We start from the raw sequence: 20,525 nt of genomic DNA, 5'->3' as shown, positions 1-20,525 counted from the left end.
AGCTCGCTGGGCTCATAACCCAGAGGTCGCAGGTTCAAATCCTGTCCCCGCTACTCAGTACGAAGGCCCGGTTCCCCTGGAACCGGGCCTTCGTCGTGTTCCGGACCGTCACTCCCGCGTCGTCTCACGCCCGTCACCCGATCGGCCGCAGCCGGGTCGCCGTACGGGCACCCCTGCCGCCACCCTTGAGGGGCGAGGCGGTGGCCAGCCCGCACCCGTGCGAGCGACCGGGCGGCAGGAGAGCAGCGTGGTGGGGCTGGGCCGGCGGGACAACGGCGAGCGCGAGGGCGCGGACGGTGCCGGCAGCGGACTGGCCCGGCAGGTGGTCCGGGTGCTGCCGGCCGCGCTGATCGTCGTCGGGCTGGTCTTCGACCTGCTGACCCCGCCCAACTTCACCGGATCCCCGTTCTTCTCGGCGGCCCCGCTGATCGCCGCCCCGCTGTTCAGCTTCCGGGCCACGGCCGTGACCGGCGCCCTGGCCTCGCTCGTGGTGGTCCTGCTGCACCTGTACCACGGCACCACCTGGAAGGTGGAGGCGCTGACCGAGCTGGTCACCGTCCTGACCGTGTCCGGCCTGGCGCTCCTGATCAACCGCGTGGTGCGGCGCAGCGGAGAGCGGCTGGCCTCCGCGCGCGGCATCGCCGAGGCCGCGCAGCGGGCGGTGCTGCCCACGCCCGCAGAGCGGATCGGGGGCCTGCACGTCTCGGCCCGGTACGAGGCCGCGCAGGCGGACGCCTTCATCGGCGGGGACCTGTACGCCGTCCAGGAGACCCCGTACGGAGTGCGGCTGGCGGTGGGCGACGTACGGGGCAAGGGGCTGGGCGCGGTGGAGGCCGTGGCGGTGGTCCTGGGGGCCTTCCGGGAGGCGGCGGAGACCGAGCCGACGCTGGTGCAGCTGGCGCAGCGGCTGGAGCGGGCCCTGGCCCGGGAGGGCGTCCGGCGCGACAGCCTGGACGCGGTGGAGGGCTTCACCACGTGCGTGCTCGGGGAGGTCCCGCCGGAGGCGCACGTGCTGCGGCTGCTGAACCGCGGCCACCCCGAGCCGCTGCTGCTGCACGCCGACGGGCAGCTGCTGGGGCTCGGGCCGCAGGAGCCCGCCGTGCCGCTCGGCCTGGGCGAGCTGGACGGACGGCCGGGACGGGTCGAGGAGTGGCCCTTCCCGGCCGGTTCCACGCTGCTGCTGTACACGGACGGGGTCACCGAGGCCCGCGACCGGGCGGGGGACTTCTACGATCCGGCGGACCGGCTGCGCGGGCGGGTGTTCCCCGGGCCGCAGGCACTGCTCGGCGCGCTCAGCAGCGATGTGCGCCGGCACACCGGGGGCGGGGCGACGGACGACATGGCGCTGCTCGCGGTGGGCCGGCCCGGAGAGGGGGAGCCGGAGCGGCGGCTGACCGTTCCGGTGGTGCCCCGGGACGACGATCCGTGACGGTGGGTGAGTGGCAGGCCGCTCTCTGCAAGGTGACTGACGGATCGTCATGATCCAGTTGTGGCTGAAGTGACAGCGCAATGGCCTGAATTTTGCCCGAGTTGATCCGCATCTCAGGCGAAAAGGCCTGGCCAGAGCAGGTCGGGGAGTGGCCGATTGTGCGAACGATCCATCGCAACAGCTTGGAATCACTCCCCTCCGTCTATTACCTTTCGATAACGCAGCGCGGTCGTCCCAGCCGTCGCAAGAGACGGCGCCGTGCGCGATCGCGTCAATGAGGAGTGTGCCCCGGTGGCCTCCAACTTGCCTGCCCCCGAAGGCATCGAGAACCAGGAGCCGCCGACCGCGGGCGCCTGGGGCGAGTGGAATCCCACCGAGGATTCGGTCCGTTCGGTCCGCGGCAAGCACCGGGTGGCCAAGCAGCGCGGCGGACTGGCCCGCAGCTCCACCGTGCTCGGCGTCGGCGTCATCGCGGCGGTCGGCGCGAGCGGCATCGCCACCGCCCAGGACCGGCCCCAGGTCGCGATATCCCTGCCCGCACTGCCCGACATCGTGCCGGGCGACTCCGCCGCCGGGATGACCGGCGACAACGTCCGGCAGGCGGGAACCGGTTCCGGAGAGGCGGCCGGGGCGGCCGCGAGGACCGGGATCATCCCGCAGCAGTCCGACCGCCGTGCCGACCCCGGCGAGGTGCTGCGCAACCGCATCCTCCAGCAGGCCGACGCACAGCAGGCCGCCGCGTCGGACCAGGCCCGGGCCGAGGCCGAGCGGACCGCCCGCGAGACCGCCGCCCAGGAGGCCAAGGACAAGGCCGAGGCCGCGCGCACCGCCGCCGAGGAAGCGAAGGCGGCGGCCGAGGCGAAGGCCGCCCAGGAGGCCAAGGCCGCCGAGCAGGCCGCCGCGGCCAAGGCCGAGCAGGAGCGCGTCGCCAAACTCGCCGGCAGCTACTCCCTGCCCACCTCCGCCTACACCCTCACCTCGCACTACGGGGTCGCCGGCTCCATGTGGTCCTCCGGCCACCACACCGGCCTCGACTTCGCGGCCCCCACCGGCACCCCGGCCAAGGCCGTGGCCGCCGGGAAGATCACCTCGGCCGGCTGGTCCGGAGCGTACGGCTACCGGATCGTGCTGGAGCTCGAGGACGGCACGGAGATCTGGTACTGCCACCTCTCCTCCATGTCCGTGACCTCCGGCTCGGTCTCCCCGGGCGAGACCATCGGCCGCGTCGGCGCCACCGGCAACGTCACCGGACCCCATCTCCACCTGGAAGTACGCAAGGGCGGCTCGACGATGGACCCGCTGGCGTGGCTGACCTCCAAGGGCCTGAACGTCTGAGGTCCGGACCCCCGGCATCGCCCGCCCGTCGCGGCGTCGGCATGCCGGTCAGCACCGCCCCGGGCACCACGGCGGGCCGGGGCAGGGGATCGAACCACGGCGGAAGCAGCTCCTCCATGACCGCCGCCCGCGCCAGCGCCGGCCCCGCCGTCGCCCGGCGCATCCACAGCCGGTCCAGCAACTCCCGCTCCCGTCCGGCGAAATCGGGCTCGCCGCCCGGGCCGCCGCGGCGCGCCCGGTTCCGCAGCAGGGCCAGGGCCGCCGCGTCCGCCTCGTACCGGGCCACCGCCCGCCCCGCCGCCCGGCCGCCGCTGCGCCGGGCCAGGCTGCGGGCCAGCGACCGGGCGGGCATCGAAGCCAGGGCGGGGACCTCGGCCGGACCGAGCCAGCCGGCGGCCGCGTACACCGCGAGCTCCCCGGCGACGGCCCGCAGGCGACGACGCCTTATCCGCACCGCCAGCCACAGCAGCAGCCCGAACACCGGGACCATCACGCAGCCGTAGACCACGTAGAACCCGTACTCCCCGAGCCGCGACGAGCTGTTCCACAGCGCGTGCAGGCCCATGGCGAGCGCCAGCCCGAGCACGGGCAGGCCGATCCTGCGCCCCCGGCCGGTGCTGAGCGCGGCCGCGCCGAAACCGAGCCCGGTGAGCACCGTGAACAGCGGGTGCGCGAAAGGCGACACCACTATGCGGACGAAGAAGGTCGCGGCCGTGACCGAGTTGAGCATGCCGGTGCCCTTGGCCAGGTCCTCGTCGAAGGCGTTGCCGAGGTAGAGGATGTTCTCGGTGAAGGCGAAACCGGTCGCGGTGAAGCCGGCCACCACGAAACCGTCGGCGGGGCCGGTGAAATGCCGTCTCCTGAAGACGAACACGAGGAGCAGGGCAGCCGCCTTGGCGCTCTCCTCCACCACCGGCGCGATCGCCACCGAGCCGAGCTGATCGGCATCGGAGGGGTCCGCGGTGGCCGCGGCTATCCACTCGGTCGCGAAGCTGTTGGCCAGTATCGCGATCAGCGCCGCGGTGCAGGCACCCCAGCCGAAGCAGAACAGCAGCTGCGGCCAGGGCGCGGGCGCGGCCCGGCCCAGCCACCGGAAGGCCGCCATGAGCAGCGGAACCGGCAGCAGGGCCAGGCCCAGACCGACGAAGAAGCCGGGGGTACCCGTCTGCTCCCGCACGAGTTCGAGGATCGCGACCCCGGTGGCGGCGAGCAGAACGAGGAGCACGCACGTGCGGACCGGGCCCGACGGGCGTGCGAGCACAGCGGGGAGCGCTCGGAACACACCATGACCCTACAGAGCCGGTCTGACACGCGCGGTGACGTTGTCAGTTCTCCCGGCGCCGGAACAGCAAGTCGTGTACGACGTGGCCCTTGTCGAGGCCCTGGCCCTCGAACCGGGTGAGCGGCCGGAAGTCGGGGCGCGGCGCATAGCCGCCGTCGGCCTGGGTGTTCACGAAGTCCGGGTGGGCGGTGAGCACTTCGAGCATCTGCTCGGCGTACGGCTCCCAGTCGGTCGCGCAGTGCAGCACGGCCCCGGGCGCCAGGCGGGTCGCCGCCAGCGTGAGGAACTCGGGCTGGATCAGCCGGCGCTTGTGGTGGCGGGCCTTGGGCCAGGGGTCCGGGAAGTACACGCGGATGCCGGCCAGGGAGTCGGGCGGCAGCATCTCGCGGAGCAGGATGATGGCGTCGCCGTTGGCCACCCGGACGTTGGTCATGCCGCCGCGCTCCGCGAGGGCGAGGAGGTTGCCCTGGCCGGGGGTGTGCACGTCGGCGGCGAGGATGCCGGTGCCGGGGTCGGCGGCGGCCATCTGGGCGGTGGCCTCGCCCATGCCGAAGCCGATCTCCAGGACGACGGGCAGTCCGTCGAACAGGGCCTTCAGGTCGATGACCTCGTGGCCGTCGATGTCCAGGCCCCAGGTGCCCCACAGGCGCTTCAGGGCCTCGCCCTGTCCGGTGGTGACCCGGCTGCGGCGGGGCTGGAAGCTCCGGATGCGCCGCTCGTGGTGCGAGCCGGCCGGGTCCGGGGAGGGCCCGTCGGGGAAGCGGGGCTCGGTCCGCCACTTGGGCGGCACGTACGCGTTCGCCTCCGGCGCGGGTGCGGGGTCCGGGAGGCTGGGCGGCTGGGGATTCAGGGACTCAGACACAATGCCGAGATTCTACGACGGGGGTCCGCGGCGGACCTGCGCGCGGCTCCGGGGAGACGTTCGAGGCCCCAGGCCCCCGCCCCCGGACCGCTCAGGCCGACCCCGGCCCGCCTCGGGACGGCTCGGGCCCGGCCCCTCGGCCCCCGCCCCCGGACCGCCCCCGGCCCGCCTCGGGACCGCTCAGGCCCGGCCCCTCGGCCCCCCCGGATCGCTCAGGCCGAGCCGAGGGTCCGCAGGGCGCGGGTGGCGATCTCGCGGCCGATGGGGAGGGAGGCGGTGGCGGCCGGCGACGGGGCGTTGAGGACGTGCACCGTGCGCGGGGCGTCCTTGATCAGGAAGTCGTCCACCAGCGTGCCGTCCCGCAGGACGGCCTGCGCGCGGACCCCGGCCGGGGCGGGGGTGAGGTCCGCCGCGGTCACGGCCGGCAGGAGGCGCCGTACCGCCTGGGTGAAGGCCTGCTTCGACAGCGAGCGGTGGATCTCGCCCATCCCGTACCGCCAGTGCCGTGCGGCCATCCGCCAGGATCCCGGCCAGGCCAGCTCGGAGCCGATGTCGCGCGGGCGGACGGTGAACCAGTCGTAGCCCTCGCGGGCCAGCGCGGGCACCGCGTTCGGCCCGACGTGGACGCCCCCCGCGATGCCCCGGGTCAGGTGGACGCCCAGGAAGGGGAAGGCGGGGTCGGGCACCGGATAGACGAGCCCCCGGACCAGCTCGGGCCGGGCCAGGTCGTAGTACTCACCGCGGAAGGGGATGATCCGCATGCCCGGGTCGTCTCCGGCCAGGCGGGCGATCCGGTCGCACTGCAGGCCCGCGCAGTTCACCAGGACCCGGGCGCGGACCACCAGCCCGGAGGTGGTGCGGACCGCGACCGCCGAGGGGCGGCGGGAGATCAGGTCGACCGCGCCGCCGTAGACGATCTCCGCGCCCGAGGACTCGGCCAGCTGCGCCGTCACCCGGCCGTAGTCCGCGATGCCGGTGCTGCCCACGTGGATCGCGGCCAGGCCCTGCACCTCCGGCTCGTACTCCGAGATCTGCGCCGGGCCGAGCTCGCGCACCGGAATGCCGTTCTCCCGGCCGCGCTGCACCAGCGCGTGCAGCCGCGGCAGCTCCTCGCGCTCGGTGGCGACGATCAGCTTGCCCGTCACCTCGTGCGGAATGCCGTGCTCCGCGCAGAACTTGACCATCTCGGCAGCTCCGCGCACCGCGAAGCGCGCCTTGAGCGATCCGGGACGGTAGTAGATCCCGCTGTGGATCACCCCGCTGTTGCGCCCCGTCTGGTGCCGGGCCGGGCCGGCCTCCTTCTCCAGGACGACCACCCTGGTCCCCGGAGCCAGCCGTGACAGGGCATGAGCCGTCGACAGGCCGACGATCCCGCCACCGATCACCAGCACATCGCAGTCCACGCCGCCGCCCACGCTGACACCTCCCACCCCTGCATACTGCACCCCGCCACCGACAACGCGGCCACGCGGCCCCTACACCTGCGCCACCAGCAGCGGCCGCGCGCGCTCGCGCAGCTCCGCCACCCGCGGCTCGTCCCCGTACGGTTCCAGGCGGTGCAGCAGGTCCCGCACGTATTCGGTCGTCCGCGCCGAGGAGATCCGGCCCGCCACCTCCACCGCCCGGGTGCCCGCCGCGCAGGCCGCGTCGAGGTTTCCCGACTCCAGCTCGGCGACCGCGCTCACGACCAGGCGCAGCCCATGCGACCGTACATACTCCTCGGTGGGCCGGGACAGGGCCTGTTCGGTGAATCGCCTTACCTGGCGCGGGAGTTTCAGGTCCCGGTAGCACTCCGCCGCGTCCGCCGCGAAGCGGTCGTACGAGTAGAAGCCGAGCCAGGTCGGGTCCGGATCGCCCTCCCGGGCCCGCTCCAGCCAGCCCTCCGCCGCCCGCAGCGCGGCCCCCGCGGCCGAGGAGTCGCCCGCCTTCGCGTGCGCCCGGGCCTCGACGAGCCGGAAGAAGCTCATGGTGCGGGCGGTGGCCAGGCCCCGGTTGCGCTCGACGGCGGCCTGCGCGAGGTCCACGCCCTCGTCGGGGAAGTCGCGGTAGGTCGCCTGCAGGGACATCGAGGCCAGGACGTACCCGCCGAGCGGTACGTCCGCGGCCGCCCGGGCCAGGCGCAGCGCCTGGATGTAGTAGCGCTGGGCGGCCTCCTGCTGGCCGGTGTCGAAGGCCATCCAGCCGGCGAGCCGGGTCAGCTCGGCGGTCGCGCCGAACAGGGCGCGGCCCACCTCGTCGGTATAGGAGCCGAGCAGCAGGGGCGCCGCGTCCACCCGCAGGCACTCGGGCACCATCGACGAACGCCAGTCCCCGCCGCCGTACTTGGAGTCCCAGCGGCGGGCGTCCTCGGCGGCCTCGCGCAGCTTGGCGACATCGCTGTGGCCGACGCGCTGGCCGTGGTCTCGGGGCGTTTCGGCGCCGGGCTGTACGGGCACAACGGTGGACGGCGGAGCCGGCAGGCTTCCCGCCGCACCCGTCACGGGTCCGGTCGTCGGCCCGGCGGCAGGCCCTGAAGCCTGTCCTCCGGCCGGTCCTCCGGCCTGTCCTCCGGCCGGTCCTCCGGTCTGTCCGGCGGTCTGTCCTCCGGTCTGTCCGGCGCTCGGCACGGCGGTCTGTCCGGTGCTCGGCACGGCGACCTGCCCGGCGGCCGTCCCCGTTCCCGGTCCGGTTACCGGTCCCGCGGCCGTTCCCGCACCGCCCGGACCCGCACCGCCCTGCCCCGGACCTCCCGGCGCCCTGCGTACCGGCGCGCCGCCCGCCGGAGGATCGTGCACCGGCGCGTCCTGGGCCGAGGCCGCCCCCGAGGGGGTCCCGGCCGAGGGCCCCGGCGCAGCGGGCACCGAGCCGCCCGTCCCCGAGGGCTCGCGCGCCACCGAGCCGTCGGCGGGAGATATCAGCCAGCGCGAGGCGGGCGTCGCGTACGCCGCCACCGAGAACGAACCGGCGAGGGACTGCCAGATCCCGCCACCCCCGCGCCGCCCGGCGAGGTCGAGCCGGTAGAGATCGGTGGCCGACCGCACCGCCGCCCCCACGTCCCGCGGGAACGCCAGACCGACCTCGGGCGCGGGGTCCGCGTCCGCCAGCCCGATCTCGTGCAGCGGCACCGGCCGCCCCAGCTTCGCGCCGATGGCGGCCGCGATCAGATGCGGCGCGGCGCCCTGCGGCACCATGCCCTTCGATACCCAGCGGGCCACCGACGTCTTGTCGTACCGAAGCGTCAGACCGCGCTGCGCGCCGAGGTCGTTGACCCGCCGGGCCAGTCCCGCGTTGCTGATGCCCGCGAGGGCTAGGACGGCGCCGAGCTTCTCATTGGGCTCGCGGAGCTCCCTGGACATGCGCCACCCCTCGTCACACGCGGAACGCAGACGCCGCCGGGGCATAGGCTCCCGGCATTTCGTAAACCCAGCGTAGTTCCCCGCCTCCCAAGCGTTAAGGCCCCGACTTCCGTATGGCGGGATTGTTGTCCGTTTGCACAGTCCGCCCCGGCCCGGTGTCCGGGGCGCACGTCTCCCCGCGTGCTCCGCCCGTGTGGCCGTGCGCCCGCCCGTGCGCTCTGGCCGGTCCGCGGGCCCGGCGATTCGATGTGCGGTGCGTGGGTCGGCCCGCTGCGCGGATCGGACGGGCCGGGGGATGCCGCTACCTCAATCCCCGCGGGTGGCGGAACGGGCCGGGGGGCGGATTCCGCCTCCCGGACCGCGCCCGCGCGTCGGGGGCCGGCGGCCTCCGACGGCTCTCAGTGCAGCCGAAGAATGGCTGAAAGCGACCTATGGGGCGGGTGGAACGGAACGCCAAATACCGCGTGGCGGGGGCGTGTTCGTTTGCATGTGCGCCCCCTTTAACCACTCTCGCACGCCTGTCCCGTGGCAGCATGGACCCGAGCCACCCGGGGTCCCGCCGACCGCGCACTCAGCGCCGACCGTGCTGCCCGTGCCCCGGTCATGTGCCCACAGGCTGGGGAGGCGGCGGTGCGCTGGTTGGTGGGTTGGAGCAGTATCGCCGCGAGTTTCGGCACGGCCGGCCGCGTCGCAGGTCAGGGACCCCAACACGGCTCCGGCCGACGCGCTCACCCCGATACCGGGTACCCGGGCGCCGGCGCCCCGCCGCACGGCGGCATCGCGGACGCGGCCCACGCGGACGACCCCGGCGCGGACGCCGAGCGCACCGTCCACCCCGTCGGCTCCCAGCTGCTCTGGGGAGACCCCGACCCGCTCTGGGCCGTCGGCGACTGGCGCCCCGACGAGATCCGCACCCTCACCGCCGACCCGGCCGACCCCTTCACCCGGATCGCCGTCCTCGGCTGCTGCGGCGCCACCGACGCCGAGCTGAGACGCGCCCTCTACGCCGCCCGCGGCGGAGCCCTGCGCCACCTCACCCAGTGGTCCGGCAGCTACACCGCCGTGGTCCAGGTCGGCCGCAGGATCACGATCGTCGGCGACCTCGCGGGCGCGCGGCCCGTCTTCTACACCCCCTGGGCCAGCGGCACCGCGTACGCCACGGCCGCCCTCCCGCTCGCCGACCTCATCGAGGCACAGCTCGACATCGGCCATCTCGCCGCCCTGCTGGCCTGCCCCGACAGCCCGGAGGCACTGGGCGACGGCACACCGTACGCCGGCGTCCGCCGCATCCCGCCCGGGCACGCCCTCATCCTGCGCGAGGGCTCCCGCGAGATCACCGGCTACGAGCCCGTCGCCTCCCTCGCGGTGGCCGGGCCGCAGGCGGATCCCGACCGGGCGGTGGAGGGCGTACGGGAAGCTTTGGTCGATGCAGTGCGCGCCCGGCTCACGGCTCCGCGCCATGCCCCCGACACAGCGCCGCCGTACGATCCCGGCCCCGTGCCCGGAATGGGCCCCGCCGACCGGCGCGCCGCCCGCGGCGGCCCGGTGCCCGGGGTCGGCGCCGACCTCTCCGGCGGCAGCGCCTCCGCGACCCTGGCCCTGCTGGCGGCCGGCCTGCCCGGCGCCCCCGGCACCCTCACCAGCCCCGCCGGCGCCCGGCTGCTGGCGGTCACCTTCAACGACCTGGCCACCCCGCAGGGCCGCGAGGACGAACTCGAGCGGGCCCACGCCATCGCCGCCGACCCGCGCCTGCACCACGTCGTGGTCGCCGCCGCCGCGGAGGCCCTCCCGTACGCCGAACTCGACGGCCCGCTGACCGACGAACCCGGCCCCTCCCTGGTCTTCGCCGCCCGCGAGCGGCGCCGGCTGGCCGCCGGCTCGGCCGACCACTTCACCGGCCACGGCGCCCGCCAGGTCCTCGACGCGCACCCCGCCCGCATGGCCGACCTCCTGATGGACCGCCGCCGGCGCCACCTGCTGCGCCCGGTCGCGGCGCTGGCCCGCTCGGCATCGGCTTCCGGAGCCTCCGGCGAATCCCTGCTGGTACCGCTGACCGTGTACTCCGCAGCCCGAAGACTTGCCCGTACGACGTACCGCGCGGGCATGGAAGCCGCCGCGGCCAGGCTCCGCGAGGGCGGGGTCACCGAGCGCGCCTCCGGTCCGGTGGACGCCTCCCTCGCCGCCCTGACCTGGTCCCGGCCCGGCCCGGCGGCGGGCTGGCTGACGGGCGAGGCCTTGGCGGAAGTATCGATCCGCCTCACGGCCGCGGCCGGCCGCCCTCCCCTGTCCCTGCGCCCGGGGGAGGCCCGGGCCCGCGCGGCCCTCGCCCGGCACGCCGCCGACCACCGGGTCTTCGAACAGGCCGTGGAGGTCCGCAGCCAGCGCCTGCACGCCCCCTTCCTGGACAACCAGGTCGTCCGGGCCGCCCGCGCCCTCCCCGAATCCCTGCGCGTCCAGCCCGGGGCCCGCGCCGCGATCCTGCGCACCGTCCTGTCCTCGACCGGGGTGCGCGAACTCCCGCCCGGCTGGGGCGCCACCGCCCACACACCGCACGAGACGGCGACCCGGCTCGGACTGCGCGCCGCCCTGAGCGAGCTGCTCGCCCTGTTCGCCGCACCGCTGCTCGCGGACGCCGGGCTGATCGACGCCCGGGTCGTCCAGCAGGCCCTGCTCGACGCGGCCGAAGGCCGACCGGTCCCGCTCGACGGGCTGGCGGAGCTCGTCTCCATGGAACTGTGGCTGCACCGCCTCCTCGCCCGCCGCGGCACCTGCTGGACGGGCACGTCCGCGGCCCGCCGCCGCGCGGTGCCGGAAGGGGTCCCCGTGCACCGCCCGGCCCTGTCCTGAGCCGGGCGCCGCACCCGGCCCGCCTTCGCCCGGTCAGCGGCAGCTGATCACCGAGTCGGCCCAGCTCGCCAGCAGGGGCAGCCGGCCCGGACCGGACTTCTCCGTCACCAGGCGCAGCGTCTTGCGCCCGGCCAGCGACACGTCCACGGCCGCCGGCGGATCCCCGTACCCGAGGGCCGCGGACTGCCACAGCCGCTGCCCGTCCGCGTAGACGGAGAACCGCACCGAGCCGCCCCCGGACTCCGCCCGGGAGGACCCCCAGGCGGGCATCGACAGGCCGTCCACCCCGGCGCGCGCCGAGAAGGCCGTGCACTGCCGGTTGAGGGTGATCTCCACGGAGGACCGGGAGTTCACGGTGATCCCCTGCCCGAACCGCCGGTCGCCCACCTGCAGGCCCCACCGCTGCCAGACCCAGCTGCTGCGCCAGGTCTGGATCTCCGGGCCCTCGTGGTCCCCGTAGGCGGACTGGCCGAGCCGGGACAGCTGGAACGCCTCGGCGGGCTTCGGCGCGGGCGGCGGGGTGGGCTTCGCGGAGGTGCGGCTCGGTGACGGGCTGGGCGAGGGCTCCTCCCGGCTGGGCGGGGGAGAGGGCGAGGGGCGCGGTGCGACGGAAGCGGTCGGGGCGGGCGAGGAGGACGGCGAAGGCTTGGCCGACGGCGGCGGTACGAGGCTCCGTGCGGGCGGTGGCTCCTCCTCGGGCGGGCTCGGCGCGGGCGAGGAGGGCGCGCTCGGCACCACCGGAGCCGCCAAGCCGGGGGCGGGCTTCGCCTGGGCCTGCGGCTCGGTGTCGTCCCCGGCCAGCGCGAACACCACCCCGGCGGCCGCGGCGACCGCGAGCCCGGCGGCGATGGCGGCCTTGGCCGGCATGCCCAGCCCCTCGGACAGCACCGCGCCCCCGGCCCCAGCCCCCGACCCGGCCCCACCGGCAGCCCCACCGGCGGCGCCTCCCGCCCCACCCGCAGCGCTCGCCCCACCGGCAGCACCCGACCCGGCAGCCCCACCGGCAGCCCCACCGGCAGCCCCACCGGCAGCACCAGCAGCACCGGCTCCGGCAGCCCCACCGGCAGCACCAGCTCCGGCAGCCCCACCGGCAGCACCGGCCCCCGCGGTCGACCCGCCGGTGGCGGCCGCAGCGGCCCCGGCACCGCCCGCGGCGACGGCCCCGCCGGCCACCACCCCGGCCGCCTTCGCCGCGTACCCGGCGGCGAACCACCCGATGACCGCGACCGGAAGCAGCGCGGGAATGCCCGCGTTGACGTCCTTGAGCTCACCGGCGGCCAGCCGGCACTTCGCGCAGTCCTCCAGGTGCTTGCGCAGCCCCCGCTCCGCCCGCATCCGCAGCCCGCCGCGCGCATAGGCGCCCAGCCGGTCCGCGTACCGCGCGCAGTCGCCGCCCTCGCTCAGCGCCGAACTCACATGCGCCTGGAGGTACGCCTGCTTGAGCCCCTCGCGGGCACGACTGGCCAGCACCGCCGTCGCGTTCGCGCTGAGCCCGAACAGCGGCGCGACCGCGCTCGGCGAGGCCTCCTCGACCGTCGTGTGCCAGAGCACGGCCTGCCACCGCTCGGGCAGGCTCCGGAAGGCCTGCATCGCCAGCGACTGCTCGGCCTCGTGCATCGCCCGGACATCCGCGCCCAGTTCGAGGGTGTCGTCCCCGGACAGGCCCGACAGCCCGGCCCCGCCCTCGGTCCCCGTGGCCGCCTGCTCCGCGAAGACGGCGAAGTCCTCGACGAGGTGCTCCCGCCGGGCGGTCTTCGCCCAGGCCGCGGCGACCCTGCGTACGGTGGTGAGCAGGTAGGCCCGCACCGACTGGTCCGGCCCCGCCCCGCCCCGAACCGCCTGAAGGGTCCGTGCGAACACCTCGGCGGTCAGGTCGTCGGCGGTGTGCCCGTCCCGGCAGCAGGTCCGCGCGTAGCGGCGTACGGAATCGGCGTGCCGGCGGAACAGCTCCTCGTAGGCACCGTCGTCGCCGCCCCGCATCCTGGCGATCAAGTCCCCGTCGGACGGCGGCAGCTCACCGCCGATGCCTGCCGAGGCGGCGTGCCGGCCACCGGGCTCGCGTTGTGCGGGTACCTGCCGGGCGGGCAGGCTGCCCGCTCCGACCTCGCCGCCGGCGCCACCGAGTGACTCTTCACGCCCGTCAACGCCCATCGCGGAAGCCCCCGCACGACACACTCAACCGGTACACCGATCAAGCGTGTCACACGGCGGCCACGCGTCGAACCCCTCAGTACGCCATCCACTCATCCGGGCACAGTTCGACGAAATCCCGTACTGACGCACGGATTGACGCCCGGTAGAGCCACTACAGCGGACACCACACCCGGGCGCCGGTCACCCCGCCACACGGCCGGGACCCGCCACACGGCCGGGACCCGTCACACGGCCGGGACCCGTCACACGGCCGGGACCCGTCACACGGCCGGGACCCGTCACACGGCCGGGACCCGTCACACGGCGCCGGACCGTCACACAGCCCGGTACCCGTGTCACACGGTCCGGGACCGCAGGCCTTCCAGCAGGATGTCGAGCAGCCGGGTCGAGGCCGCCGCCTGCTGCGCCGGGTCGGGCAGCGCGGGCGCCGCCGTCGCTATCACCAGCAGGACATCGGCCACCGTGACGTCGGTCCGCAGCTCACCGGCCTCCCGGGCACGGTCGACCAGCCGGCCGACGACCTCGAGCAGCGCACCGGCGCCCGCATCCTCCGAAGGCTCGTCCTCGCTCGCGGGCCGCGTACCCACCACGCGCAGCTCGGGAGCCCCGCCCGCGGTGACGGCCTGGCGCTGGTGCGGAACCCGTGCCGCCTCGGCCTCCTCGACACCGTCCTCGCTCGCCGAGCCCACCCGGAGCACCTGCGGCGGCAGCAGCCGCCCCGCGCCCGAGGCCACGGAGGTGCGCAGGAAGCGCGACAGCGCCTGCCACGGCTCCTCCTCCTGGCCCAGCGCGGCCTTGGCCTGCTCGGTCAGCCGCGCCGTCTCTTCCTCGGCTATCCGCCGGACCAGCACGTCCTTGCTGGGGAAGCGCCGGTAGACCGTCCCGACGCCCACCCGGGCACGCCGCGCCACGTCCTCCATCGGAGCTCCGTAGCCGAGCTCGCCGAAGACCTCGCGCGCCGCGCGCAGCACGTGCTCCAGATTGCGCTGGGCGTCGACGCGCAGCGGCGTGGACCGGCCTACGCCGTGCGTGGTGCTGCCGCCCGCGATACCGCGGCCGTTGCTCTCGACCGAGAGCGCGGTCGCAGAGGCATGGAAATCGGAAATGTTCATATGTTTCCCCCGGTAATCATCTGTCTCCCCCCGGAGACACTCCCCGCCTTCACGCCGAGGGGGCCACGGTCATGGGGCCCGGTCCTACTCCTCGACGAGATACGAACATAGTTGAGCCAGAGTCAATTCAGAAGAGGCAGCCCCGGACGGAGCACCGCCCGATCGGAGCATTCACCCCCACTTTTCCGTTCCGTGCCCTCGGAATCACTCATTCCGCAGCCCCTGACCTGCGGATCTCCAGCCGATCCCGAGGTCCACTTGCACCCCGCACCACCCCCACCTCCGGTCACACAATTTGACGGGCCTGTGGACAAACTCCCGGCCACGTTGCGTCATGGGATGGTGAAGGCTGCTAACTCCCGGGGCACGGCCCCCGGTACCCCGCCCCGCACCCGCATCCTGGTCGTCGGCGGCGGTTACGTCGGCATGTACACGGCCCTACGGCTCCAGAGAAAGCTGAGAGCCGAAGAAGCCGAGGTCACGGTGGTCACCCCCGAGCCCTACATGACCTACCAGCCCTTCCTCCCCGAAGCAGCCGCGGGCTCGATCTCACCCCGCCACGTCGTGGTCCCGCTGCGCCGCGTCCTCGGCAAGTGCCGCATCGTCATCGGCGAGGCCCGGCGCATCGACCACTCCAAGCGCACCGCCACCGTCACCACCCTCGCCACCGACGAGGAGGGCGCCGGCCCCACCGAGATCGAGTACGACGAACTCGTCCTCGCCCCCGGCTCCATCTCCCGCACCCTGCCCATCCCGGGACTCGCCGACTACGCCATCGGGTTCAAGACCGTCGAAGAGGCCATCGGCCTGCGCAACCACGTCATCGAACAGATGGACATCGCCTCCTCCACCCGGGACCCCGCCATCCGCGACGCCGCCCTCACCTTCGTCTTCGTCGGCGGCGGCTACGCGGGCGTCGAGGCACTCGGCGAACTCGAGGACATGGCCCGCTACGCGGCGCGGTACTACCACAACATCAAGCCCGAGGACATGAAGTGGGTGCTGGTCGAGGCCGGCGACCACATCCTCCCCGAGGTCGGCCCCGAACTCGGCGTCTACACGATCCGCGAACTACGCCGACGCAACATCGACATCCGCCTCGAGACCCGCCTCGAATCCTGCGAGAACCGCGTCGCCGTCCTCAGCGACGGCGCCCGCTTCCCCACCCGCACCGTCGTGTGGACCGCCGGCGTCAAACCCCACCCCGTCCTGAACTCCTGCGACCTGCCGAGGAACGAGCGCGGCCGCCTGGCCTGCACCTCCTTCCTCACCGTCGAAGGGGTGGAGCACGCCTGGTCCGCCGGCGACGCCGCCGCCGTACCCGACATCACCGCGCCCGAGCCCGGCCGCGAATGCGCCCCCAACGCCCAGCACGCCGTCCGCCAGGCCAAGGCCCTCGCCGACAACCTCGTCGCCGCCCTGCGCGGCGAGGTCCTCACCGAGTACGCCCACAAGTACGCCGGCTCCGTCGCCTCCCTCGGCCTCCACAAGGGCGTCGCCCACATCTACGGCCGCAAGCTCAAGGGCTACCCCGCCTGGTTCATGCACCGCGCCTACCACCTCAGCCGCGTCCCCACCTTCAACCGCAAGATGCGCGTCCTCGCGGAATGGACCCTCTCAGGTCTTTTCAAGCGGGAGATCGTCTCCCTAGGCTCACTCGAACACCCCAGGGCAGAATTCGAACTCGCCGCAGGCGGCCACCGCAAGGAACACCCGCCGAACCCCGCCCCCAACCCCCCGCAGGACAGCCAGGGCTGACGTTGTCAGTGCGGTCGGCCACACTGGACGTGTGACCATAGGTGGGCTCACACCTGCACAGAGTGACAACGTCCAGTCAGCGACTCACCACGAGCGACACAGCGACCACTTGCGACACCACGAGGCTTGAACGCAGTGAACTTCACGCGCTGGAGCGCCCGGTTTCCCGGAACGCAGCGCCGCGCCGCCGCCCGGTCCGAACACGCCGCCGCCCAGGCCAAGCGGGGTGAAGGCTCCGTCCCGGCAGCCCGCGGCGGCCGCGCCGACCCCGGAACCGAGCGGTCCACGCCCGCCGCCGGTTCCCCCGCCGACCCCACGGTCTCCGGCACCGGCAGCGGCTCCGGCACCACCCCGGCCGTCGCCCCCACCCGCCGGCCCGCCGTCCTCGCCGCGGCGCCCTCCCCCGACGAACTCTCCGTCCGCGAGGTCCTCGGCCGGCTCCCCGCCCTGGTCGCCCTCGTCCACGGCCCCGAACACCGCGTCGCCTACGTCAACGACGCCTACACCAGCGGCTTCGGCACCCGCACCCCCGGCGGCCCCGCCCACCAGGCACTCCCCGAACTCGGCGAGCTCGGCCTCCTCCCGCTCCTCGACCAGGTCCAGCGCAGCGGAAAGCCCCGTACCGCCAAGAACCGCACCACACCGGGCGGCACCCACTCGTACACCGTCACCTGCACCCCGGTCGAGTTCCCCAAGACCGGCGGCACCGACAGCGACACGGACCCCCACCACACCGGCATCCTGATCCACCTCGCCGACGTCACCGACCACGCCGAAGCCGTCGAACGCCTCCGCGCCAGCGAACGCCGCCAGCGCGAAGCCGCCGTCACCCTCCAGCGCTCCCTCCTCCCACAGGAGCTCGAACAGCCCGACGACCTGCGCGTCGCCGCCACCTACCAGCCCGGCGGCACCGAAGCCGCCGTCGGCGGCGACTGGTACGACGTCATCACCCTCGGCGCCGGCCGCACCGCCCTCGTCATCGGCGACGTCATGGGCCGCGGAGTCCGCGCCGCCGCCGTCATGGGCCAGCTGCGCACCGCCGTCCGCGCGTACGCCCGCCTCGACCTCCCGCCCCACGAGGTCCTCCAGCTCCTCGACGGCCTCGCCGCCGAAATCGACGCCAGCCAGATCGCCACCTGCGTCTACGCCGTCCACGACCCCAACGAGGGCCTCCTCGCGTACGCCTCCGCGGGCCACCTCCCGATCCTGGTCCGCGACGAGGACGGCACCGTCCGCAGGGCCGCCGACCCCACCGGCCCGCCCCTCGGCACCGGTGGCTGGCTCCACACCTCCGGCACCATCGCCCTCGGCCCCGGATCCACCGCCGTCCTCTACACCGACGGCCTCGTCGAACGGCGCGGCGAGGACATCGACGAAGGCGTCGCCGCCCTGGAACGCGCCCTCTCCGGCGCCCAGGGCACCCCCGCCGTCATCTGCGACCGCCTCATGCGCGCGCTGGGCGTGGACGCCGACCACGACGACGACGTCGCCGTGATGGTCCTCCAGCAGCCCGCCCGCACCGGCGCGGACGCCGAGCTCTTCCACAACGCCGCCCTGGAACTCCTCGGCGGCATCGAGGCCGCACCGCGCGCCCGCGCCTTCGCCCAGGGGGTGCTCACCTCCTGGCGCTTCCCCGTCGAGCTGTGCGACCTCGGCGTCCTGGCCGCCAGCGAGCTCGTCGCGAACTCCCTCCAGCACGGCACCCCGCCCATGCGCCTGCGGCTGCGCCGCACCGACCGCCGCCTGATCATCGAGGTCACCGACGGGGACGACCACCTCCCGCGCCGCCGCCGCGCCGAACCGGCCGACGAGACCGGCCGCGGCATCTCGATCGTCGCGACCATCGCCTCCTCCTGGGGCACCCGGCGCACCCCCGGCGGCGGCAAGGCCGTCTGGTGCGAGTTCGCACTGCCGGACAAGTAGCCGACCGGCACCCCGGACACACGGAAGGCCCCGATCCACCGGACCGGGGCCTTCCGTGCGTCTTCTCGTACGGGTCCTACGGGCGCTTACGCGTGCAGGGCCTCAGCGGCCACGGCCACGACGGGCGGAGCTGCCGAACCGGCCGCGACCGCCGGACCGCCCTGCGCCACGACCCGCGACAGCGACGGGTTGTCCTGCACCGGCGTCAGCTGCTTGCCGAGCCGCAGCGCCAGCCAGGCGATCCCGAGCGAGACCGCGATGAAGATCCCGATGTAGAGCATCGGAATCCCCGCACCCAGCGGCACACCGAGCGGCCCCAGCGCCAGCGCCATCTGCTTGACCAGCGCGAAGGCCGAGTTGTACTGGCCCACGGAGCCCTCCGGAGCCAGGTCCGCGACCAGCGGAGCCAGCGTCGGGGACAGCATGGCCTCGCCGATGCCGAAGAGCGCGTACGTGGTGATGAACGCGGCCGCGGCCATCATGGCGCTGCCGTGCCCCAGCCCCGAGAACCCGGCGATGACCCACGCCACGGTCCAGATCAGCCCGACCAGCGCGATCACGCGGGAGCGGCGACGCTTCTCGACGAGCCGGAGCACGACGAACTGCGCGACGACGATCGCACCGGTGTTGGCGGCCAGCGCGAAGCCGAGGGTGGAGGGGGAGATCCCGGCGGCCTCGGTACCGAAGGCGGCCAGACCCGACTCGAACTGTCCGTAGCAGGCGAAGAAGAGCACGAAGCCGAGCACGCACAGCTGCACCATGGCCTTGTGGCGCATGAGCCGCTTCCAGCCGCCGCCCGCCTGCGCCGAGCCCTTCGGCATGGCGTCCTTGAACCCTTGCACCTGCGGCATCCGCACGGAGGCGATGACCGCCGCCAGGACCAGGAACATCACGGCCTCGATGCCGAACAGCAGGGTGAAGCTGCCGGGCCGGGTCTCGTCGACGATCTGGCCGCCGATGAGCCCGCCGATGCCCAGCCCCAGGTTCTGCATGAAGAACTGGAGGGCGAAGGCTCGGGTCCGAGTGGCCGGGGTGGAGCACCACACGATCATGGTGGCCAGAGCCGGCTGCATCACGGCCTGCCCGGCGCCGAGCGCCAGGGCGGACAGCAGGATCGGCACCAGACCGGTGGACAGGCCCAGCGAGAGCGCGCCCACGGAGGCGGCGACCGCGGCGCCGATGACCACGGGTACGGGACCGCGTCGGTCGATGACCCGACCGGTGACGGGAAGCGCGACGAGAGCGCCCAGGGCGAACGCCACGAACGCGCTCGTGGCGGCCATGGAGCCCAGATCGCGCACCTGCGCCACATAGATGTAGAGGAACGGAACCGTGAAGCCGATGCCGAACGCGGTCAGCGCGTTCCCGGCCTGGATCCGCCGCATCGCGGCGCCCATCACCTTGGTCACTTCTCACCTGCCTTGATATCTGAAGCCTGAAGACTTCATACCTAAACTTCAAGCGTTAACAGTACACATCGAAGGAGTTAGATGCCAACGGGCTCATGCCATACTTCGAACCATGGGTGACACCCCCGACGGCACTACGCCCGTCCACGAGCCGAGCCTCGACGAGCAGATCGCCGTCTACCAGCGCGAGTTCCAGGACCTCGACCCCCAGGTCGAGAAGGTGGTCTCGGCCCTGAGCCGCCTGAACCGCCGCATGAACGTCGCGTACGGACGCCAGACCGCGGCCCTGGGCATCAGCAACGCGGAGTGGGAGGTCCTCAAGGCCCTCGTCATCTCCGGAGCCCCGTACCGGATGGGCCCGAGCGAGCTCGCGAAGCAGCTGGGCCTGACGCCGGCGGCGATGACCCACCGGATCGACCGCATGACGGCGGAAGGACTGGTCACGCGCGAGCGCGACGAGTCCAACCGGGTCCGCGTGATCGTGGAGCTCACCGACGAGGGCCGCAGCAAGTGGCTGGACGCGATGCGCGCGGCCACGGTCTTCGAGGAGGACCTCCTCCAGGACCTCTCCACGGCCGAACGCGGGGTGCTCGGCGACATGCTCGCCCGGCTGCTGGACCGTGTGGAGGGCCTCAGCCACCCGGCTGACCACCGGGGTTGACACAGCCTCCGAGGATCCGTAAGGTTCTTCGAGTTGTCCCAGAGCCGAAAGGTTTTGGCGTCAACAGATCCCGCCGCCTCGTTGCGGCACCCAACTCAGCACGATCTCCCACTGGGAACGAATTCGGCATGCCCGAGTTCATTTCCGAAGGCCGATTATGAATCGCCGGGGAAATCCACTAGAGTTCAGGAGTCGGAAGGGCCCAACAGCCCGGAAGGCAAACCCCGCTGACTGGGGGTCAGGCCCGAAAGAGTCTGATAGAGTCGGAAACGCAAGAACAGAACGAAAGCCCGGAGGAAAGCCCGAGAGGGTGAGTACAAAGAAAGCGTCCGTTCCTTGAGAACTCAACAGCGTGCCAAAAATCAACGCCAGAAGTTGATACCCCGTTCCACTTCGGTGGATCGAGGTTCCTTTGAAA

General features: G+C 73.7%; 13 protein-coding genes. 6 read left to right on the top strand and 7 right to left on the bottom strand.

Features of this window, described 5'->3' with window-relative positions; translation table 11 throughout:
• Nucleotides 1-217 precede the first annotated feature (217 nt).
• Nucleotides 218-1,429: a PP2C family protein-serine/threonine phosphatase gene (locus ACFWP3_RS38455; protein ID WP_384230805.1), complete on the top strand. Its 1,212-nt coding sequence runs from the start codon at nt 218-220 to the stop codon at nt 1,427-1,429.
• Nucleotides 1,430-1,720: 291 nt separating this feature from the next.
• Entirely contained in the window at nt 1,721-2,764 is a 1,044-nt protein-coding gene (locus ACFWP3_RS38450; protein WP_384230802.1) for a M23 family metallopeptidase, read from the top strand.
• Here ACFWP3_RS38450 and ACFWP3_RS38445 read toward each other — a convergent pair.
• The 4 genes from ACFWP3_RS38445 to ACFWP3_RS38430 all read right to left on the bottom strand — a co-directional run bounded on the left by ACFWP3_RS38445 (nt 2,673) and on the right by ACFWP3_RS38430 (nt 8,243).
• The gene (locus ACFWP3_RS38445; protein WP_384230800.1) at nt 2,673-4,046 is read right to left on the bottom strand and encodes a PrsW family intramembrane metalloprotease; all 1,374 of its coding nucleotides are present in this window, start codon (nt 4,044-4,046) and stop codon (nt 2,673-2,675) included. The genes ACFWP3_RS38450 and ACFWP3_RS38445 overlap by 92 nt on opposite strands.
• 43 nt (nt 4,047-4,089) lie before the next feature.
• On the bottom strand, nt 4,090-4,908 hold the full coding sequence (trmB, locus tag ACFWP3_RS38440) for a tRNA (guanosine(46)-N7)-methyltransferase TrmB (protein WP_384230798.1): 819 nt from the start codon (nt 4,906-4,908) through the stop codon (nt 4,090-4,092).
• A gap of 212 nt (nt 4,909-5,120) precedes the next feature.
• Nucleotides 5,121-6,353, bottom strand: a complete 1,233-nt coding sequence (gene lhgO / locus ACFWP3_RS38435) for an L-2-hydroxyglutarate oxidase (protein WP_384230797.1) — start codon at nt 6,351-6,353, stop codon at nt 5,121-5,123.
• A 30-nt stretch (nt 6,354-6,383) separates the two neighbouring features.
• Complete coding sequence (locus tag ACFWP3_RS38430) at nt 6,384-8,243, bottom strand: sporulation protein (protein ID WP_384230795.1); 1,860 nt, start codon at nt 8,241-8,243, stop codon at nt 6,384-6,386.
• 630 nt (nt 8,244-8,873) lie between these two features.
• On the opposite strand from ACFWP3_RS38430, the gene ACFWP3_RS38425 reads away from it, so the two are divergent.
• Nucleotides 8,874-11,090: an asparagine synthase-related protein gene (locus ACFWP3_RS38425; protein WP_384230793.1), complete on the top strand. Its 2,217-nt coding sequence runs from the start codon at nt 8,874-8,876 to the stop codon at nt 11,088-11,090.
• 33 nt (nt 11,091-11,123) lie between these two features.
• Here ACFWP3_RS38425 and ACFWP3_RS38420 read toward each other — a convergent pair whose 3' ends face one another.
• Nucleotides 11,124-13,241, bottom strand: coding sequence for a sigma-70 family RNA polymerase sigma factor (locus ACFWP3_RS38420; protein ID WP_384230791.1), 2,118 nt, complete (start codon nt 13,239-13,241; stop codon nt 11,124-11,126).
• Between the two features lie 338 nt (nt 13,242-13,579).
• Nucleotides 13,580-14,356 carry a TetR/AcrR family transcriptional regulator gene (locus ACFWP3_RS38415; RefSeq protein ID WP_384230789.1) on the bottom strand — a complete coding sequence of 259 codons (777 nt, stop codon included), beginning with the start codon at nt 14,354-14,356 and terminating at the stop codon, nt 13,580-13,582.
• A 339-nt stretch (nt 14,357-14,695) separates the two neighbouring features.
• Between ACFWP3_RS38415 and ACFWP3_RS38410 the strand changes: the two genes are divergently transcribed.
• Together ACFWP3_RS38410 and ACFWP3_RS38405 are read left to right on the top strand one after the other, a co-directional pair.
• Complete coding sequence (locus ACFWP3_RS38410) at nt 14,696-16,114, top strand: NAD(P)/FAD-dependent oxidoreductase (protein WP_384230787.1); 1,419 nt, start codon at nt 14,696-14,698, stop codon at nt 16,112-16,114.
• Nucleotides 16,115-16,249: 135 nt separating this feature from the next.
• Nucleotides 16,250-18,037 carry a SpoIIE family protein phosphatase gene (locus tag ACFWP3_RS38405; RefSeq protein WP_384230809.1) on the top strand — a complete coding sequence of 596 codons (1,788 nt, stop codon included), beginning with the start codon at nt 16,250-16,252 and terminating at the stop codon, nt 18,035-18,037.
• Nucleotides 18,038-18,123: 86 nt separating this feature from the next.
• Here the strand turns inward: ACFWP3_RS38405 and ACFWP3_RS38400 are convergent, their stop codons facing one another.
• Nucleotides 18,124-19,434, bottom strand: coding sequence for an MFS transporter (locus ACFWP3_RS38400; RefSeq protein ID WP_384230807.1), 1,311 nt, complete (start codon nt 19,432-19,434; stop codon nt 18,124-18,126).
• Nucleotides 19,435-19,558: 124 nt separating this feature from the next.
• Here ACFWP3_RS38400 and ACFWP3_RS38395 point away from each other — a divergent pair, with 124 nt between their 5' ends.
• Nucleotides 19,559-20,107, top strand: a complete 549-nt coding sequence (locus ACFWP3_RS38395) for a MarR family winged helix-turn-helix transcriptional regulator (RefSeq protein ID WP_384230784.1) — start codon at nt 19,559-19,561, stop codon at nt 20,105-20,107.
• Nucleotides 20,108-20,525 lie beyond the last annotated feature (418 nt).

This window comes from Streptomyces sp. NPDC058525 (genome assembly GCF_042719495.1).
Classification (GTDB): Bacteria; Actinomycetota; Actinomycetes; order Streptomycetales; family Streptomycetaceae; genus Streptomyces.
The sequence above is the reverse complement of the archived record's forward strand: the minus strand, read 5'-3'. Positions and strand labels throughout refer to the sequence as shown.

What these genes read in the sequence shown, in the direction of transcription:
- ACFWP3_RS38430 (WP_384230795.1), bottom strand. Translation starts at nt 8,243, where the DNA reads ATGTCCAGGGAGCTCCGCGAGCCCAATGAGAAGCTCGGCGCCGTCCTA.
- ACFWP3_RS38420 (WP_384230791.1), bottom strand. Translation starts at nt 13,241, where the DNA reads ATGGGCGTTGACGGGCGTGAAGAGTCACTCGGTGGCGCCGGCGGCGAG.
- ACFWP3_RS38415 (WP_384230789.1), bottom strand. Translation starts at nt 14,356, where the DNA reads ATGAACATTTCCGATTTCCATGCCTCTGCGACCGCGCTCTCGGTCGAG.
- ACFWP3_RS38410 (WP_384230787.1), top strand. Translation starts at nt 14,696, where the DNA reads ATGGTGAAGGCTGCTAACTCCCGGGGCACGGCCCCCGGTACCCCGCCC.
- ACFWP3_RS38400 (WP_384230807.1), bottom strand. Translation starts at nt 19,434, where the DNA reads ATGGGCGCCGCGATGCGGCGGATCCAGGCCGGGAACGCGCTGACCGCG.
- ACFWP3_RS38395 (WP_384230784.1), top strand. Translation starts at nt 19,559, where the DNA reads ATGGGTGACACCCCCGACGGCACTACGCCCGTCCACGAGCCGAGCCTC.